The organism is Neolewinella lacunae, assembly GCF_014349155.1.
GTDB lineage: Bacteria > Bacteroidota > Bacteroidia > Chitinophagales > Saprospiraceae > Neolewinella > Neolewinella lacunae.
On record NZ_JACSIT010000118.1, the window covers coordinates 72,679 to 90,715 of the forward strand.

The 18,037-nt window shown below is 52.1% G+C and carries 8 protein-coding genes and 1 CRISPR repeat array; of the genes, 5 read left to right on the forward strand and 3 right to left on the reverse strand.

Annotation, left to right across the window (positions count from 1 at the left end):
* Nucleotides 1–49 precede the first annotated feature (49 nt).
* The 5 genes from H9S92_RS13260 to H9S92_RS13280 are packed head-to-tail and all read left to right on the forward strand — an operon-like array spanning nt 50 to nt 6,355.
* Complete coding sequence (locus tag H9S92_RS13260) at nt 50–793, forward strand: RraA family protein (protein ID WP_187467191.1); 744 nt, start codon at nt 50–52, stop codon at nt 791–793.
* Nucleotides 793–2,457, forward strand: coding sequence for a sodium:solute symporter family transporter (locus H9S92_RS13265; RefSeq protein ID WP_187467192.1), 1,665 nt, complete (start codon nt 793–795; stop codon nt 2,455–2,457). The genes H9S92_RS13260 and H9S92_RS13265 overlap by 1 nt, the downstream gene beginning before the upstream one ends.
* Nucleotides 2,458–2,460: 3 nt before the next feature.
* Complete coding sequence (locus H9S92_RS13270) at nt 2,461–3,294, forward strand: SDR family NAD(P)-dependent oxidoreductase (protein ID WP_187467193.1); 834 nt, start codon at nt 2,461–2,463, stop codon at nt 3,292–3,294.
* Nucleotides 3,291–4,265, forward strand: coding sequence for a mannonate dehydratase (locus H9S92_RS13275; RefSeq protein WP_187467194.1), 975 nt, complete (start codon nt 3,291–3,293; stop codon nt 4,263–4,265). The genes H9S92_RS13270 and H9S92_RS13275 overlap by 4 nt, the downstream gene beginning before the upstream one ends.
* A 35-nt stretch (nt 4,266–4,300) precedes the next feature.
* Nucleotides 4,301–6,355 carry a glycosyl hydrolase 115 family protein gene (locus tag H9S92_RS13280; protein ID WP_187467195.1) on the forward strand — a complete coding sequence of 685 codons (2,055 nt, stop codon included), beginning with the start codon at nt 4,301–4,303 and terminating at the stop codon, nt 6,353–6,355.
* Nucleotides 6,356–6,359: 4 nt separating this feature from the next.
* On the opposite strand, the gene H9S92_RS13285 is transcribed toward H9S92_RS13280, so the two are convergent.
* From H9S92_RS13285 to cas1b, 3 genes are all read right to left on the reverse strand, one after another.
* The gene (locus tag H9S92_RS13285; protein WP_187467196.1) at nt 6,360–7,634 is read right to left on the reverse strand and encodes a PQQ-dependent sugar dehydrogenase; all 1,275 of its coding nucleotides are present in this window, start codon (nt 7,632–7,634) and stop codon (nt 6,360–6,362) included.
* Between the two features lie 214 nt (nt 7,635–7,848).
* A CRISPR array of direct repeats spans nt 7,849–16,475; the repeat unit is 29 nt; unit sequence GTTTCAATTCCCGAAGGATCAATTCAAAG.
* A gap of 198 nt (nt 16,476–16,673) precedes the next feature.
* Nucleotides 16,674–16,937: a CRISPR-associated endonuclease Cas2 gene (cas2, locus tag H9S92_RS13290; protein ID WP_187467197.1), complete on the reverse strand. Its 264-nt coding sequence runs from the start codon at nt 16,935–16,937 to the stop codon at nt 16,674–16,676.
* An 80-nt stretch (nt 16,938–17,017) separates the two neighbouring features.
* Nucleotides 17,018–18,025 (reverse strand): type I-B CRISPR-associated endonuclease Cas1b, encoded by a 1,008-nt coding sequence (gene cas1b, locus H9S92_RS13295; RefSeq protein WP_246463853.1) that lies wholly within the window; start codon nt 18,023–18,025, stop codon nt 17,018–17,020.
* Nucleotides 18,026–18,037 lie beyond the last annotated feature (12 nt).

An 18,037-nucleotide genomic window follows, 5' to 3' on the forward strand; every position in this document is an offset into this window, starting at 1 on the left:
CGAAATACTTCGGGACCATCGCCTGCGTGCGCGCAAAAAAATGCTAACCATGAGCGTAGAAAAATATAAAAAAGAAGTGGGCATGATGAACCTGGAACGGTTGATCGAAGCCCGCGAAGTCATTCCGGAAGTGACTTTCCCAATCTCCGACGAAGAATTGCTGACGCGCTACGAGCAGTTGTACGCCGGAGCGATCAACGACGTCCTGCGGGAATTTGTGCTGCTGGAACAGGCCCTGCCCAACCACATCAAACCCCTGCGCGAATACCAGACGGTGGCCGGATTTGCCTTTACGGTGAAGAGTGCGCCAAGTACGCTGGTGAGCGGCGAGATGGGCTTCCGCACCCAGATGCTGGACGCCATGCACGCCAACGCCTTCGTGCTGTACGACACGAGCGGCGACGAAGAAAGCACCGGCTGGGGCGGCGTGATGACGGCCACCGCCAAAGGCAAAGGCATCCGCGCCGCCTGTATCGACGGCGGCATCCGGGATACCCACCAGATTCTGGAAGCCAATTTTCCGGTATTCTACAAATATCGCTCCAGCAACGGCAGCCTGGGCCGCTGTTTGATTACCCACTACCAGATTCCGATTAAAATCGGCAAGGTATTTATTCGTCCCGGCGATATTATCGTGGGCGACGTGGACGGCGTACTCTGCGTACCCCGGCAGGTGGCCTACGACGTACTGCTGCGCGCCGAGGAAATCAAGCGGAACGAAAAAGAAATCTTTGGCTGGGTGAAAGCCGGTGAATCGGCCCAGGATATTATGGACAAGGGCGGTTACTTCTGATGGGAAAACTTGCTGCGCTGGACTATATTTCGATGGGTATTTACCTCGCCTTGATGGCCGGGGTGGGTTCTTTTTTCGGCTGGTTCATAAAAGACATCAAAGGTTATTTCAGTGGGGGCAATACCATCCCCTGGGGCATCTCGGCGGTGAGCAATTTCATGGGCTCGCTGAGCACCTTTGTTTTCATCGCCTACGCCGGCATTGCCTATACCGACGGACTGGTGGGTGTCACCGTTCTCTGGGGCGCAACCCTACCCTTCCTCTTTGCCGCGCTGGTGATTGGGAAGAAATGGGTCCGCTCCCGCATCCTCACGCCGGTGGAATACCTGGAAACCCGCTTCAACAACAATATCCGGCAACTCTTCAGCTGGACGGGACTGGGCATGCGCTTTCTCGACAACATGGTGCGGCAGTACGCGATGGGGATTTTCCTGACGGCGGCAACGGACCTGGACTTTGTAACGGCCATTGTCCTTTCGGGAGCCGTTACAACGCTGTTTACCATCGTCGGGGGCGTCTGGGCGGTGGTAGTGATGGATACGCTGCAATTCATTATTCTGGTCTTCGTTTCCGTCCTGCTCGTGCCACTCTCGCTCAACGCAGCGGGCGGTTTGGGGACCTTGATGACCAAGCTGCCGGAACATTTCCACTGGTTTAACGGTCCGAAAGGGCAACCGACCTGGCTGCTGGTGTATTACCTCATGCTGCTGCTGAAATACAACGGCAACTGGGTATTTATCCAGCGCTTTTACAGTGTGAAAGACGAAGCGGCCACCCGCAAACTCGGCTTTTTATCCGCCGCCCTGCTTTTCGTTTTTCCCATCATTTTCCTGCTGCCGGCCATTGCGGCGGCCGACATCCTCCCCGGCCTGGAAGACCCCGAACAGGCCTACGTGGCGCTGGCGGTGCAGCTCTTGCCGGCGGGATTACTGGGACTGATGATTGCGGCGATGTTTTCGGCTACGATGTCTTCTTTGAATTCGGAGTTCAACGTGATGTCGGCCGTACTGACCAACGATATTTACAAACGCCTCATTAATCCCGACGCAACGGAAAAACAGCTCATCCTCGTGGCGCGCCTCAACATCGTCTTGGTCGGTATTATCGTCGTGGGCGGCTCCCTTTTTATTGGTCGGCTGGGCAGTGCCTTCGAGGCCAATAAATTGCTGACGGGGCTTTTTGCCATTCCGCTGGCCATCCCGCTCGTCCTCGGTTTATTGTTCCGCAAAACGAATGCCATTGGGGCCTTTTTCACCGTGCTGACCGGCTTCGTGGCCGGCCTGGTCTTCAACCTCAACGGAAGTTTGAGTTGGGAGATGGCGACGCTGCTGCAAATCATTGCCTGTACGGTGGTCTTCTTCCTGAGTGGTTACCTGCTGGCTTCCCCGGAGGCTTACCGCGAGCGGGTGGCGGCCTTTTTTGCCAAGATCGATCGGCCGCTCTCCGCCGCCGAAATTGGGGAGAGCGACCCCGCTTTCACCTTTGCCCTGAGCAACCTCTTCAGCATTGCCATTTTCGCTTCGGGCGTGCTGTTCAGTGCGATGAGTCTGCCCAGTGTGAATTTGTTGAGTGGGCGGATTGCGCTATTGATTGGCCTGGTCTGTATCCTGCTTTCCGCAGCCGTAAAATGGGGTTTCACCGGTACTTTTCGTTTCAAAAATTAATCGATGATGGATAAAATTGCCGTCGTCACCGGAGCCGGTGGCACCCTCTGTTCGGCCATGGCCAAAGCCCTGGCTGCCCAGGGCTGGAAAGTGGCCCTGCTGGGCCGCACGCTCAGCAAACTGGAAAAAACCCACGCCGAAATTGACGCGGCCGGTGGTACGGCCATCTGCGTTTTGGCCGACGTCAGCAGCGAAGCCGAAGTGACGGCCGCCAAGGAAGAAGTGGAAGCAAAACTCGGCGTGGCCACTTTGCTCATCAACGGCGCGGGCGGCAACCAAAGCGCGGCCCTGCCCGACACCACCGAATTCGACGCCCGCGAACTGGAGCCGGAAAACGACAGCGTCAAAGGCTTTTTCAACCTGAGCATGGAAACCTTCCGCAGCGTCATCGAAATCAATACGATGGGCACCGTCATTCCCTGTTTCGTCTTCGGTAAAGCGATGGCGGCCGAGGGGCGGGGCAACATCATCAATTTTGCGTCGATGACCAGCTTCCGGCCCATCACGCGGGTGGCGGCGTACGCGATGGCCAAGAACGGGATCGTCAGTTTCACGCAGTGGCTGGCGGCGTATCTGGCACCCGCCGGCATCCGCGTTAACGCCATCGCGCCTGGATTCTTTCTCAACGAGCGAAGCCGGCAGATCATGTTCCACCCCGACGGCAGCCAGACCGTGCGCGCCCAGAACATCCTGCGGCAAACGCCCCTGAAGCGCTTCGGCGAGGCGGAGGAACTGATCGGCACCATGAACTGGCTCATCAGCGACGAAAACGCGGGCTTCGTAACGGGCATCACTGTGCCGGTAGACGGCGGATTTTTAAGTAGTCCCGGCGTATGAAACTTTCTTTCCTTTTTTTCGGGAACCAACCCGACGAAAAATGGCCACTCTGCCAGCAAATGGGCATTAAAACCGCCATTGCCAAATTGGCTCCGGAGCTTACCGGCGACCCGGCCATCGATGACTTTGCCAGCTTCGCAAGGTCGAAGCAAATCTTCAACGACCACGGCTTTGAACTCTACGGCCTGGAGGGCGATCAATTCCCGATGCAACGCATTAAACTCGGTTTGCCGGGGCGGGAAGATGACGTGGAACGCTACTGCCGGATGCTCGAAAATATGGGCCGGCTTGGCGTGAAATTGCTGTGCTACAACTTCATGGCCACGGGCTGGTTTCGCACCCGGGTGGCCGAGCGGGAACGGGGCGACGCGCTGGTGAGCCGTTTTGTGTATACCGACGACATCGTTCAGCAACCAACGCCGTACGGCAACTTCAGCGAAGCACAAATCTGGGAGAATTACCAGTGGTTTCTGGAACGCGTTTTGCCCGCAGCGGAGGCCGCCGGGGTGACGATGGGCCTGCACCCCGATGATCCGCCGATCAGCCCGGTCCAGGGCATTGCGCGGGTTTTTACCAGCGATGCGGCTATGGAAAGAGCGCTATCGTTTTCGGATAGTCCGGCCCACCAAATCACCTTTTGCCAGGGGACTTTTACGACCATGCAGGAAGATGTGCTGGCCATGATCAAAAAATACGGCGCGCGGCAGAAAATTGCTTTTGTGCACATCCGCGATGTGGTGGGCACGCCAGCGGATTTTCGGGAAACCTTCCACGACAATGGCCCGACGGATATGTTTGCGGCGATGAAATTGTATAAGGAAATTGGATTTACCGGGCCGCTGCGTTCCGATCACGTTCCTACGATGGCTGGCGAAAGCAACGAACATTTTGGATACGGTATGCAGGGAAATTTATTCGGCATCGGCTACATCAAAGGGCTGATGCACGGGGCGGGCATTGCTCCTCAGTAATTACTCTGCACCTGCGGCCGCGCAAAAGGAATGATATGGACTTATTAAAATTGTTGCCGCTTTTATTATTTTTCTTTACGGCCTGTACGACCAATAAAGCAGATATCGATTGGGGCGCGGACGCAGGTGCAGAAATTGTCCTGGGAGCAGGGTTGACGGCCCCGACGCTCCTGGCGGTGGAAGACTTGCGCAGTGACCTGGAAAAAATCACGGGCGTGCGTCCGGCCCTGGCGGCCGACCCCAAAAACTGCCAGCCCTGCATCGTCATTGAGCGCGATTCCGCCCTGGCTTCCGGCTGGGAACGCTACCGCATTGAAATCGGGGCCGACCGCATTCGCATCAGCGGTGGCGACGAGCGGGGGCTGATGTTTGGCATTTATCATTTTCTCGAGCATCAATTAGAAGTGGATCCCCTCTATTTTTGGTCGGGCCGCGAACCACAACGCCGGGAACAGTTAACATTGGCGGCCATGGACTATACCAGCGAGTCGCCCGATTTTAAATACCGCGGTTGGTTCATCAACGACGAAGACCTGCTTACGGAATGGATGGACAGCGGCGGAAAACGCAATATCCGCTACCCGTTTTACGGCGACGTAGTCAACGAAAAAGCGATGGACCACGTGGTCGAAGCCGCCGTGCGCCTGCGCTTCAACCTCATCATTCCCGCCAGTTTTCTGGATATTAAAAATCCGCCGGAACGCGCCCTGCTCGACGCCGCCGCCCGCCGCGGATTATTCCTTTCCATGCACCACATCGAGCCGCTGGGCGTCAGTGCTTTTACCTACCAAAATTACTGGAAAGCGCGCGGCGAAGAGCCCCTGTTCAGCTTCTACAGCGCCCGCGAAAAAGTGGAAACCACCTGGCGGGAATACGCCCGGGAATGGGCGCAGTACGACAACGTCATCTGGCAGGTGGGCCTGCGGGGCATCGGCGACCGCCCCATGTGGATGGCCGACCCCGGCACGCCACAATCGGACGCCGAGCGCGCCAGCCTCATTTCCGAGGCCATGGCCCTGCAAAAGAAAATCATCACCGAAACGACGGGCGACGAAAATCCAATAATGACCACCACGCTCTGGGCCGAAGGCGCTTATTTTAACCAACACGGCCTGCTGCGCATCCCCCGGGGCGTCATCACGGTCTTTGCCGACAACAACCCCGGCTGGCACTGGCAACCCGATTTTTACGCAACGGAGCGGGAACCCGGGCGGCAATACGGCGTCTACTACCACCACCAGGTATGGGGCTGGGGTCCGCACCTCGCGCAGGCCATTCCTCCCCGGCAAACGGCGCAGGTGCTGGGCGAAGCCTACACGAGTGGCGCGCACGAGTACGCCATTCTCAACGTCAGTAACGTCCGGGAATTCCTGCCGGGCCTGGCCGCCTCATCCGATATGCTCTGGAAAATGCGCGGCTTCGACGGCGACGTTTTCCTCCGCAACTGGGCGGCGGAAAATTTCCCCTCCGCCCCCGACGCCGTGCACCGGGCATACCTGGCTTACTTCGATGGCTACGCCGGCTTCGGAGACCGCAACATGCCCGGGTTTCTGGACGGACAGACCAAACACGAAGGACAAGCGGCGCTGAAACGCATCCGCGAGATCCTCGCCAACGGCTACACCCCACCGCAAGAAAGTCCGCAGACGAACAAAAAGGCCGACCCTTTCCACGCCGCCCTGGCGGGTGCCGACCCCAAAAAAGGCCTTCCCCTGGCGGAAAAGACCGCGCGCCTGGCCACCCAGATTGCTCATTTTCAATCGGCCGATAGCCTCAGCTCCGTTATCCTCACCCAACTCGCTACCGATCAGGAACGGCAGCTGCTGAGCGACAACCTCCGGACCCACATCCAACTCCAGCTCGCGCTGGGCCACTGGCTGCACGCCCTGCTGCGCGCTGAGTTGGCCCTGCAACATGCGGACGAAAACAGCGGCAAAACCCTGCTGGCCGATGCCGTCGAAGCACTCCTGGCCGTGGAAAACATCAAAGCCGGAGCCAGCCACGGAAAGTGGCAGCACTGGTACCGGGGCGATAAGAAAATGAACCTGCCGGGCTTACTGGAGGAGACACAGAAGCTTGTGGGGGAATGAGCGCCTAGCGCTTGGCCACACTCACCCGCCAAATGATCCCCGCGTCGTCATCACAGACCAGTAAGGAGCCATCTTTTTGCTCCATTACCCCAACGGGACGGCCATAAACTTCACCCGCCTCCGCGTCGGCAATAAAGCCCGTGAGGAAATCTTCGGGGGCTTGGGGCTTACCCGCCGCGTCAAAGGGGATAAATACCACCTTGTAACCACTGAAATTGGCCCGGTTCCAGGAGCCGTGTTGACCGACGAAAGCACCGTTGCGGTACCTGGCGGGGAAGGCATCGCCGACGTAAAAGTCGAAGCCCAGCGAAGCGGTATGCGGCCCCAGCGGCACGTCGGGCACGATCGCCAGGGACACCAATTCGGTATGGGGATCTTCTTCCCAGCGCGGATCAGGCAATTGACCGAAATAGCTGTAGGGCCACCCGTAAAAACCGTTTTCCTGCACGCTCGTGGCGTAGTCGGGCACCAGATTATCGCCCAGTTTATCGCGTTCGTTCACGGCCGTCCAGAGCTCCCCGGTGATGGGGTTCCAGTCCATCCCCACGGGATTGCGCAGGCCCGTGGCGAAGTTGCGTTTGCCGCTGCCGTCGGGGTTGATTTCGATGATGGTGGCGCGGTCCTCCTCCTTATCCATCCCATTTTCGCCGACGTTGCTGCCGCTGCCCACGGACACGTAAATTTTGCGGTCGTCCTTGCTGGCCAGCAGGTTGCGCGTCCAGTGGTTGTTGTAACCCTGGGGCGGAGTGGCCAAAATTTGCTCCGCCTTGGCGGGGTCGAGCGACTCCTGCCCCACCGTGTAAGGATAGCGGTAAGTAGCGTCGGTATTGGCCACGTAAAAATAGCCGTCGAGGATGAGCATCCCGAAGGGCTGCTTGAGGTCGGCCAGAAACACTTTGCGCAAATCGGGCCTGCCGTCGCCGTCCGTATCGCGGAGTAAAGTGATTTGATTGGCGCTGTTGCGGGTGTCGCTTTCTACGGCAAAAACGTCGCCGTTTTCGGCCTGGTAGGTCGAGCGGGGGTGCTGCAAATCGTCGGCAAAACGCTCCACGCGGAAGCCGGCGGGGGCCTGGGGCGTGCGGTCGGCGGGCCAGTCGATCACCTTACTTTGCTTCACCGCCGAAGGCGTAGTGTAGGGCGAAGGGATCACCAGCGGCCCGATGGCGGTCTCTACCGTATCGGCCGATTGTACGGCGAGTTCATTTTTGCGTTCGGTGGGCACTTTGGGGGCGCAGGCGGCCAGGGTCACGGCCAGCAGGAGGTAACATAGCTTTTTCATATTGCTAAAATTCGTCCCGCTGGGCAAATGTTTGGTGGGGAGGGGGGATTTGGGGGGATTGGGGCGCGGGCGCAGGTGCTGGGGAGGACGGGAGAGCGATGTAGGGTGACTCGGCGGAGTTGACTCGTCCTGATATAGGTTGACAGTTTAAAATCCCTGACTTTTGAGGAGTTGACATAGGTTGGTTCGACCTGGTGAGCGTACCGCACTCTTAGTGTTAATTCCCGTAGGATCAATTAAAAGAATCGAAAAAGTGAAGTGGGCGCTGCATGGCCTATCGTTTCAATTCCCGAAGGATCAATTCAAAGCTCCATGAACCAACGCATCCAGCTGGTGCAGATCACGTTTCAATTCCCGAAAGATCAATTCAAAGCACAGCAAAGATTTGCGGAGCGATAACGGGAACAGAGTTTCAATTCCCGAAGGATCAATTCAAAGCAAAAAATACGCTAAGGGGCGAAACAAGTACCCTCGTTTCAATTCCCGAAGGATCAATTCAACGGGCTTTCGCCCGGTTATGCCGAAAGGAATTTTCCGGGTTTCAATTCCCGAAGGATCAATTCAAAGATCCTGCTGCATAAGGACATGACGTGTTTTGGGTTCGTTTCAATTCCCGAAGGATCAATTCAAAGAGTGCGGACGCATGGTTTTTGAGCCATATTCGCCAAGTTTCAATTCCCGAAGGATCAATTCAAAGCCTTGGCGGGGCCCTGGCGACTTCCGCGCAGTTCAGTTTCAATTCCCGAAGGATCAATTCAAAGCCCCAAGCAGATCATTGAAGCCACTTGGGATTTCGGGTTTCAATTCCCGAAGGATCAATTCAAAATGTAGGGATAGATGGCGCTTTTGGTGCTTTGCTGGTTTCAATTCCCGAAGGATCAATTCAAAGCAGGTGCGCCACACTGATCGATACCGCCCGAAACATGTTTCAATTCCCGAAGGATCAATTCAAAGTTTGTCCTTTTTCCGCTCCTCGCTCAACCCAGAGTTTCAATTCCCGAAGGATCAATTCAAAGCGTTATTGTCGCCGGGGTTGAGAGGTTGGAAAACCTGTTTCAATTCCCGAAGGATCAATTCAAAGTATCACCCCCAACACTCCATGGTGGGGGCAAATCATGTTTCAATTCCCGAAGGATCAATTCAAAGCTCTGTTTCTGCTGACTCTGCGCGTGAAAATCTCGTTTCAATTCCCGAAGGATCAATTCAAAGCGAGCCACCGTACACCAAATTTGGATTTAGACCTGGTTTCAATTCCCGAAGGATCAATTCAAAGGCGTTAACGACTTCATTGCCAACCTGTCCAAAATCCGTTTCAATTCCCGAAGGATCAATTCAAAGCCAGGCGGGCCGGGTTTGGTACAACACGCCTCCGGAGTTTCAATTCCCGAAGGATCAATTCAAAGGACCCAAATAGTACTGGATTCAATACAGTCTATTTTGTTTCAATTCCCGAAGGATCAATTCAAAGCGAAGGTGTAGGCGATATTCCGCAGGGAAACATGGCGTTTCAATTCCCGAAGGATCAATTCAAAGTTTGTCGGTAATAGCGAGGCATTGCTATTTTAAATTGTTTCAATTCCCGAAGGATCAATTCAAAGCCTGATCGAGCGCCTGATCGAGATGTATACTAACCCGTTTCAATTCCCGAAGGATCAATTCAAAGTCCGCCGGGTTGGTACGAGCCAGTTCTCTGCCGCCAGTTTCAATTCCCGAAGGATCAATTCAAAGCCTTTGCGCTGAGAAAAAGGGTAGTGGTTCGCTTAGTTTCAATTCCCGAAGGATCAATTCAAAGGCGACTTTATTTCAGGCGTGAAGGCTGCCGTTCACGTTTCAATTCCCGAAGGATCAATTCAAAGACACCACCTACGCCCCGGTCTTTTCCACCTACCAGAGTTTCAATTCCCGAAGGATCAATTCAAAGCAAAGGCATTTGCCACGGTCAGGACGGTACTGGCTAGTTTCAATTCCCGAAGGATCAATTCAAAGGATGGGGCCGGCGGGGCCTTGCGGTCCGGTTGCTCCGTTTCAATTCCCGAAGGATCAATTCAAAGATTGTTGGGCCATTTGCCAACATTCACCCCCCACTTGGTTTCAATTCCCGAAGGATCAATTCAAAGAAGAAAGGGGAGTTTACATCTTCTCCAGCTCACGCGTTTCAATTCCCGAAGGATCAATTCAAAGGAGCGCCTGGCCACTCAAAACACCATCAACAGCGTGTTTCAATTCCCGAAGGATCAATTCAAAGTAGAGCTTCAAAAAAGCGGCTAAATATCCCGTGGCGCAGTTTCAATTCCCGAAGGATCAATTCAAAGGCGTTTTTGCCTAGGTAGGCTCGGAGCTTGTCGCGTTGTTTCAATTCCCGAAGGATCAATTCAAAGAAACTCGGGGGTACCGGGTATAAGTCGGGATAAATAAGTTTCAATTCCCGAAGGATCAATTCAAAGCACTGGGTGGACTGGTTTTGCCACAAGTGACCTTAGTTTCAATTCCCGAAGGATCAATTCAAAGGGCGTTGCGGGGGTGGGGGTGGGGGTACCTTGGCCGTGTTTCAATTCCCGAAGGATCAATTCAAAGTACCAGCCGTTGCCCAGACGGGGTTCGACGATCAGGGTTTCAATTCCCGAAGGATCAATTCAAAGCGTCTACTTCGTCTGGCTCGACCTGGACCAAGACGCGTTTCAATTCCCGAAGGATCAATTCAAAGTCTCCGCCTTGCGCTCCTTTGCGGTCTGCTCCCGGAGTTTCAATTCCCGAAGGATCAATTCAAAGCCCGAGGGTAGCCCGATCAGCAGGCACCCGTTCGGTTTCAATTCCCGAAGGATCAATTCAAAGAAAGGCGCAGCGGCGGTATTCTCGCAAACCTTCGCGTTTCAATTCCCGAAGGATCAATTCAAAGCCCGAGGGTAGCCCGATCAGCAGGCACCCGTTCGGTTTCAATTCCCGAAGGATCAATTCAAAGTTGTTGGATCCATTGATGACGGACATCATCACGCGCGTTTCAATTCCCGAAGGATCAATTCAAAGAGCCAAAACCTCCCGCACTTACCAAATTTCACGTGGGTTTCAATTCCCGAAGGATCAATTCAAAGAGGGAGTTCCAGCTGACGGAAGCAGAGGTAAGGTTCGTTTCAATTCCCGAAGGATCAATTCAAAGCCCAACGTTTCGGACATTATCTTCCAGATGGACAGGTTTCAATTCCCGAAGGATCAATTCAAAGGCCTTCGAGGAGACGGACGCGAAGGCGCGTTTCTTGTTTCAATTCCCGAAGGATCAATTCAAAGACAGCGCAGGCGACTTGACTATGATCCCCACACGAAGTTTCAATTCCCGAAGGATCAATTCAAAGTCTGCCTGACTACATACCCCGCCGAAGCGATCATCAGTTTCAATTCCCGAAGGATCAATTCAAAGACCGCTTGGGCCGCATTATGAACACGCACCTGACCAGTTTCAATTCCCGAAGGATCAATTCAAAGGAGGGGTATTACCGCGTGGAGGTCGAAACGATCACGTTTCAATTCCCGAAGGATCAATTCAAAGTCGTAAGTTTTCTGAGCGAGGCAGAAAGGACCTTAGTTTCAATTCCCGAAGGATCAATTCAAAGGCGCGACGTCGGGCGGCTTGTTCCGGCGTTTCCGGGTTTCAATTCCCGAAGGATCAATTCAAAGCTAGATTGTATTTATGGCCTCCGTAGATATTCCCTAGTTTCAATTCCCGAAGGATCAATTCAAAGAAGATTGCACGCTATTATATTTGCGGCGTACTTAAGTTTCAATTCCCGAAGGATCAATTCAAAGTGGAAGAGTCGAGTTCCTCCGCTACTTTAACGAGGGTTTCAATTCCCGAAGGATCAATTCAAAGCCCTAACCAGTGTACGTACAAGGATGGGGACACCATGTTTCAATTCCCGAAGGATCAATTCAAAGCCTGAAGTTTCGCAACATGACCATCAACCACGAAAGTTTCAATTCCCGAAGGATCAATTCAAAGCGTAAACGGCTCCTCATTCTCAACGCACAACTCCAGGTTTCAATTCCCGAAGGATCAATTCAAAGACTAATTTACCGCTTGGGTGCAACAGGCAGCATTTCGTTTCAATTCCCGAAGGATCAATTCAAAGTATCACCCCCAACACTCCATGGTGGGGGCAAATCATGTTTCAATTCCCGAAGGATCAATTCAAAGGCCCGGAGGCCGGACTTAATGACAGCGCGAATGAAGTTTCAATTCCCGAAGGATCAATTCAAAGCGTAGAGGCGGAAGTTTGTACCGTTAATTACTCCAGGTTTCAATTCCCGAAGGATCAATTCAAAGTCACGCTACATCCTTATCAATCTTACCCGCACCGCGTTTCAATTCCCGAAGGATCAATTCAAAGTTTGGCTTTACTGATGAGAATGAACTACAGATGCATGTTTCAATTCCCGAAGGATCAATTCAAAGCTGCTGGCTGAAAAGGACTGGTCCGGACGAAAAAAGGTTTCAATTCCCGAAGGATCAATTCAAAGAAAAAATCCACCAAGAAAACCACCACGAAGAAAGCGTTTCAATTCCCGAAGGATCAATTCAAAGCTCCCGGCGAATGGAACATGTTGGGGCAGCCCGCATGTTTCAATTCCCGAAGGATCAATTCAAAGCAGAAAGGAGACGAAGTACTCATTCCTCTTGGCGAGTTTCAATTCCCGAAGGATCAATTCAAAGATACCCGCTTTTGGCTGGAAGAATTGGCCGACACCAGTTTCAATTCCCGAAGGATCAATTCAAAGCCGCACCCGCCGGCCAGTCGCGCCGCGCAAATCCCGTTTCAATTCCCGAAGGATCAATTCAAAGACGAAGCGCTGGCCAGCCCTTATCCCAACCCCGTGAGTTTCAATTCCCGAAGGATCAATTCAAAGATGCTTAAACATCACCGTGCGAACCCCAACGACTTGGTTTCAATTCCCGAAGGATCAATTCAAAGCAGCCATGTTACCTTAGGGAATATCTCCCACGCCTTGTTTCAATTCCCGAAGGATCAATTCAAAGAGCGAAGGCGAAGACGGGGGTCGACCCAGCGCCGAGTTTCAATTCCCGAAGGATCAATTCAAAGTTCCTCGATGAGTACTCCAACCAGATCAGCTTCAAGGTTTCAATTCCCGAAGGATCAATTCAAAGGGCAAGGCCTTTTCCCTGACCTGCATTTCCTACGACGTTTCAATTCCCGAAGGATCAATTCAAAGCACAGATCAATTTTGCGGGGCAGGTGGCACCACCACGTTTCAATTCCCGAAGGATCAATTCAAAGTGCGGCTCCTCGGCCAGCTCCCCGAAGACGAAACCCGTTTCAATTCCCGAAGGATCAATTCAAAGCAGTGATTAAATATGATCAACAAAATCACCCTCATGTTTCAATTCCCGAAGGATCAATTCAAAGGACCACAACGTACCCTGTCGTAGTGCTGGTCAATACGTTTCAATTCCCGAAGGATCAATTCAAAGCCTGTGCAGAGCTTCGATGGGGGCTTCCTGATTGCGGTTTCAATTCCCGAAGGATCAATTCAAAGGCGGGTCGCAATCTGAAACGGTGGTGCAGTATTCTTGTTTCAATTCCCGAAGGATCAATTCAAAGGGGAAAGCGGTGAGGTCCATGCTGCGGACGGTGTGTTTCAATTCCCGAAGGATCAATTCAAAGTTGCGCATCCCAAAAGAGAACGTGCAGCACTACCGTTTCAATTCCCGAAGGATCAATTCAAAGCTGGGATATTTACGTAATCAGTCACGAGATCGCCCAGTTTCAATTCCCGAAGGATCAATTCAAAGCAATATCCCTGCCCTTGCCAAGGGTGGTATCACGAGTTTCAATTCCCGAAGGATCAATTCAAAGCGCCGGGCAGCAGGCAAAGCCGGTCGGGAAACCCGAGTTTCAATTCCCGAAGGATCAATTCAAAGGGGCCTCTACCACCCCAGCCCCGCACCGTTTTTAGGGTTTCAATTCCCGAAGGATCAATTCAAAGGCGCCGCGCAAATCCCCGGTGTTAAACGTGCTGGCATGTTTCAATTCCCGAAGGATCAATTCAAAGGCCGCCCCTTGGCAGTTAAATCAATATCAATGTTAAGTTTCAATTCCCGAAGGATCAATTCAAAGAACCCTCCGCACGATGTACTCCGGTACGATCGTGAAGTTTCAATTCCCGAAGGATCAATTCAAAGGCCCAAAGGGGCCATCGTCACTGCTTCCGGATTCAGTTTCAATTCCCGAAGGATCAATTCAAAGCTGACCTGCATTTCCTTCGACCGGAAGAAAGACACGTTTCAATTCCCGAAGGATCAATTCAAAGCTACGCGCCAGCTCTCGAAGTACTTTTCGAGGTCGTGTTTCAATTCCCGAAGGATCAATTCAAAGGAACAAGCCCACGTCGGTGCCGTCATTCAAGTTGAAGTTTCAATTCCCGAAGGATCAATTCAAAGATGCCGTCGTGCTTCCAGCGAATCTGGGGCATGGTGTTTCAATTCCCGAAGGATCAATTCAAAGGTAGGGGAATCGCTTCCACCTCCTACAACCCCAGCAGTTTCAATTCCCGAAGGATCAATTCAAAGCGTCCTTAATTTCTTGGAGATTCGTGATCATTTATGGTTTCAATTCCCGAAGGATCAATTCAAAGACGAACCGCTGCAGTTTTCACTACTCCGCTGTAAGGTTTCAATTCCCGAAGGATCAATTCAAAGCCAAACGGCATGGTGTGGCACTGATCAAGTTCGGAAGTTTCAATTCCCGAAGGATCAATTCAAAGTGGGGCCCTCGCTGGGGAAGGCCAAAAAGAAAGGCCAGTTTCAATTCCCGAAGGATCAATTCAAAGCTCCGGGCAGTCCATTGTGTACGATGCAAAAGTTTAAGTTTCAATTCCCGAAGGATCAATTCAAAGGGTCGAGCCTCCAGATAGCGACTGGAGCAGCGTAGTGTTTCAATTCCCGAAGGATCAATTCAAAGGGTTTTCGTGGAAGGACACCACCTTGCCGTTCACGTGTTTCAATTCCCGAAGGATCAATTCAAAGCATGTCCATCACCGAAACCAAGCGATTCATATTCCTGTTTCAATTCCCGAAGGATCAATTCAAAGCATGTCCATCACCGAAACCAAGCGATTCATATTCCTGTTTCAATTCCCGAAGGATCAATTCAAAGCCGAAATCTTCCTGCACCTGTTCCTCCCAACTCATGTTTCAATTCCCGAAGGATCAATTCAAAGGGATCACCTTCCTCACGTCTACGCCAAGGATCACGTGTTTCAATTCCCGAAGGATCAATTCAAAGGTGCGCGTAGTATCGTACCATCACTACGCGGGCAAAGTTTCAATTCCCGAAGGATCAATTCAAAGTCGCGTGGTAGTCGGTGGCGGATACTCCGAACAGCAGTTTCAATTCCCGAAGGATCAATTCAAAGCCAGCTTCTTCGTATTCAGCAGGTCGTCGATGGTAGGTTTCAATTCCCGAAGGATCAATTCAAAGATTGTGGGCCTGTTGTCGCTCATCTCCCTGATCGTCGTTTCAATTCCCGAAGGATCAATTCAAAGGCTTTTCTACCAGAAGTCATTCATCGACCGTGCCATGTTTCAATTCCCGAAGGATCAATTCAAAGTTATGCAGAAGCGGGGGGAATTCTTCGACGACATCGTTTCAATTCCCGAAGGATCAATTCAAAGGATGTCTAGTTCGTCATCCTCTACCCAAGCGGGCAGTTTCAATTCCCGAAGGATCAATTCAAAGACCGTTTACTGTTTCCTCCCGGTAGCAATGCACGTCGTTTCAATTCCCGAAGGATCAATTCAAAGAGCAACGTCTGATAATCGCCCGTCCCCGATTCCAGGGTTTCAATTCCCGAAGGATCAATTCAAAGGGTGTCGCTGCCGATCCTTGCCATTGGTGGTGCGGGTTTCAATTCCCGAAGGATCAATTCAAAGTCGTGATGCTCGTTCTTCGTGTCAATCATCACGACAGTTTCAATTCCCGAAGGATCAATTCAAAGCTGAAATCTCTTCGATCCATCCAAAGATCTTTACAGTTTCAATTCCCGAAGGATCAATTCAAAGTTCCGGGCGGGCTGGACCAAGACGATGTCGTTATAGTTTCAATTCCCGAAGGATCAATTCAAAGATGACTGGAGGGCCTCAGTATTGACGCTCATGTGTTGTTTCAATTCCCGAAGGATCAATTCAAAGCTGCGGGAAGGTGGAGTAGATGTAGAACATCTCCAGTTTCAATTCCCGAAGGATCAATTCAAAGCGCCAAGCAGGCGGTTGCAGAACTTGCCGAAGTAGGTTTCAATTCCCGAAGGATCAATTCAAAGCGTTGACTCGGCCATTGAAGAAGTCCGTGGATTGGGTTTCAATTCCCGAAGGATCAATTCAAAGCGGCACGCCCACAGCCCCGTCCAGCTTTCGCCGGTAGTTTCAATTCCCGAAGGATCAATTCAAAGCGGCCTGGTCTCCTGCGTCCTCAAGTGCGGCAAATAGTTTCAATTCCCGAAGGATCAATTCAAAGCTTCGCCGCTCCAGTCTTCGCCCGGATCAGCATAGAGTTTCAATTCCCGAAGGATCAATTCAAAGCTGACCAAGTGCCGTAACTGCGATGGCATGGGCAGTTTCAATTCCCGAAGGATCAATTCAAAGAAAACTCAGCAGCGCAGTGTCCCTCTTTGCCCTTTAGTTTCAATTCCCGAAGGATCAATTCAAAGCGATGTGCGGCGCGCGCCGCCACTCGCGGGCCCGGAGTTTCAATTCCCGAAGGATCAATTCAAAGGGTGCCCGCCCAGCCGTAGGGGTCTTCCTTGCCGCGTTTCAATTCCCGAAGGATCAATTCAAAGAGCACCAAATTTACCACCTAAACCCGCATAAACAAAGGCCCCCTACCCCACATTTTGCCTGTATTTTGCGTCGGTCGGCAGTAAGGGGATTTGGCAGGTAGATCGACGACTGACACAAGCTGTTCATAATCAGCAAATTAGCAATTAGTCGCTCCCTGACTCAATCAATCAGGGGCAGCGCAGGAGCCTCACCGACGACTAGAGGAACTGGTCAATTTCCTGCTTTTCCCTGCCAATGATCCTTCGCTCCACCCGGTGAACGTGGGTGTTGGTGAAAATGATCAAGCTATCATAGCTCAAATCCATGATCTTCTCGGCTTCGATCTCTAATTCCCGTAGACCTACGGCCGTCAATTCCCCTTCAAACACAGAATTCTGGATCCAATGCAAATGTTGGCGACAGAGACGGAGCATTTTTCCAGTCCGCTCTGCGGCGACATCGTAAACAGCGATAACGTACATAATTTCCTTGCTTGGTTAGAATAAATATTGCACCTGCGGTCGCGCCGCAAAAATCAAAAAAATACGATCCCTTTTTAAGATTACCACCAGGCATGAAAAGGCTCGTAGCGTTCCTCCAGCTTCATGACGTATTTGGCGATTTTGTAGCATTCCAGGCGCAGGAGATGCCGGTAGGTGACCCGCCGATTAAGCTTGCGGTGCTGAATACCGTCTTTTAGTTTTTCTTCCCAAGCAGCCACGAAAGCTTTTCGTCCTCGCTCGGAAAGAAAACAGGCATTATCCACCAGATCAAAATCTTTCGGCCCGAGTTCACGCTTGTTGCACATTCGAAATAGTAAACGGTCTACCAGCAAAGGTTTAAAAATTTCGCTTACGTCCAAGGCAAGGCTGTAGCGCCGCACTCCTGGTTCATGTAAAAAACTGATCGTTGGGTTTAACTGGCTGTTATAAATGGCATCCAAACACACGGAATAACACAGAGAATTTCCAAAGCTTACCAGTGCGTTCAGTTCATTAGTCGGCGGTCTTTTACTACGGCCCTCCCAGGCGTATCCTGGGACAATGATGGGGAAAGCCTCGTAATATAATTGACGACAATTTCCCTCAATACCCATCAGCTCGGGAATATCGGCAGCGGTGCCGATCAGCAGGCGGAGCGCTCCCAATTTTTCAATCAAGTATTCCAGTTCTTTTCCCCGGCCTTGGTAGTACTTTAAATTTTTGAGCATATTAAAAGTAGCACCTTCTACGAACCCGGCGGCGAGGTGGAGCCGGCGTTTGCTCAAGCGGTAAGCATTCGTTTGGTTCACGAGCATCTGTCCAGCGAGCAGATGCTCACGGGGGCTAAACGTACCCGTATAGTGCTCATAATAATCAAAAAAATGTACCGGAATATGCTTGCGGCCCAGAAAATTATATAACGCACTGTTTGCGTCAACACTACCAAAAATATAGAGTGCACTGACGCCCTCCACTGGTAGAAAACGGGGCTTTTGATCTTCTTCAGTACCCGTAGGTTCAAATTTCAGGGTATTATCCTGACGGCTCATCCGGCCGGGATTAAACAGGTAATAGGCACGTTTCATCATTGCTGGTTTTGA